The 1,667-nt window shown below is 54.5% G+C and carries 1 rRNA gene; it reads right to left on the bottom strand.

Annotated elements, in window-relative coordinates:
* Positions 1–39: 39 nt before the first annotated feature.
* Positions 40–1,581: ribosomal RNA gene (locus tag HUV26_RS13450) — 16S ribosomal RNA — on the bottom strand.
* Positions 1,582–1,667 lie beyond the last annotated feature (86 nt).

Raw genomic sequence — 1,667 nt, forward strand, 5'->3', positions numbered from 1 at the left:
GCTCCTTGCAAGTAAATAGCGAGTTGGACAAATTTCCTTAAAGGAGGTGATCCAGCCGCAGGTTCCCCTACGGCTACCTTGTTACGACTTCACCCCAATCATTAGCCCTACCGTAGGCGGCTGCCTCCCTTGCGGGTTAGCTCACCGATGTCGGGTAGAACCAACTTTCGTGGTGTGACGGGCGGTGTGTACAAGGCCCGGGAACGCATTCACCCCGGCATGCTGATCCGGGATTACTAGCGATTCCGACTTCATGGAGTCGAGTTGCAGACTCCAATCCGGACTGAGACGCACTTTCTGGGATTCGCTCCACCTCACGGTATCGCTGCCCTTTGTATGCGCCATTGTAGTACGTGTGTAGCCCTAGGCGTAAGGGCCATGATGACTTGACGTCGTCCCCACCTTCCTCCCGGTTAACCCGGGCAGTCTCCCTAGAGTGCCCAGCATCACCTGATGGCAACTAAGAATAGGGGTTGCGCTCGTTGCGGGACTTAACCCAACACCTCACGGCACGAGCTGACGACAGCCATGCAGCACCTGTCTCCTGGTTCTCCGAAGAGCACCCCTCCTTTTCGGGAAGGTTCCAGGGATGTCAAGCCTAGGTAAGGTTCTTCGCGTTGCATCGAATTAAACCACATACTCCACCGCTTGTGCGGGCCCCCGTCAATTTCTTTGAGTTTCAGCCTTGCGACCGTACTCCCCAGGCGGGATACTTAACGCGTTAGCTACGGCACCGAAGGTCAAGCCCCCGACACCTAGTATCCATCGTTTACAGCGTGGACTACCAGGGTATCTAATCCTGTTTGCTCCCCACGCTTTCGCTCCTCAGTGTCAGTATCGGTCCAGGTAGTCGCCTTCGCCACTGGTGTTCCTCCAGATCTCTACGGATTTCACTCCTACACCTGGAATTCCACTACCCTCTCCCGAACTCAAGCAATGCAGTATCAAGTGCTATTCCACGGTTGAGCCGTGGGATTTCACACCTGACTTACAAAGCAACCTACGAGCGCTTTACGCCCAGTGATTCCGATTAACGCTTGCACCTTCCGTATTACCGCGGCTGCTGGCACGGAATTAGCCGGTGCTTCCTCTAGAGGTACCGTCAATTGCGAAGCATATTACTCTTCACAGGTTTCTTCCCTCTTGACAGGAGTTTACGACCCGAAAGCCTTCATCCTCCACGCGGCGTCGCTGCGTCAGGGTTTCCCCCATTGCGCAATATTCCCCACTGCTGCCTCCCGTAGGAGTCTGGGCCGTGTTCCAGTCCCAGTGTGGCAGGCCACCCTCTCAGGCCTGCTACTCATCGTTGCCACGGTAGGCCGTTACCCTACCGTCTAGCTAATGAGACGCGGACTCATCCAAAGGCAGTAGCTTGCAAGCAGAGGCCACCTTTCCCGTTTCCAGTACATCCGGTATTATCAGTCGTTTCCAACTGTTATTCCAGACCTTTGGGTAGATTATCCACGCGTTACTCACCCGTGCGCCACTGTACTCGCCCCCGAAGGGACTTTCTCGTTCGACTTGCATGTGTTAGGCACGCCGCCAGCGTTCAATCTGAGCCAGAATCAAACTCTCCAGTTCAAATCTGTATCTAATGGTTCCAACCGAAGCCGGAACCACGCTAGCTGATAACTTTTCTGTCCAACTCGCTATTTAATTGTCAAGGA

It is taken from the genome of Desulfovibrio psychrotolerans, assembly GCF_013340305.1.
Lineage (GTDB): Bacteria > Desulfobacterota > Desulfovibrionia > Desulfovibrionales > Desulfovibrionaceae > Halodesulfovibrio > Halodesulfovibrio psychrotolerans.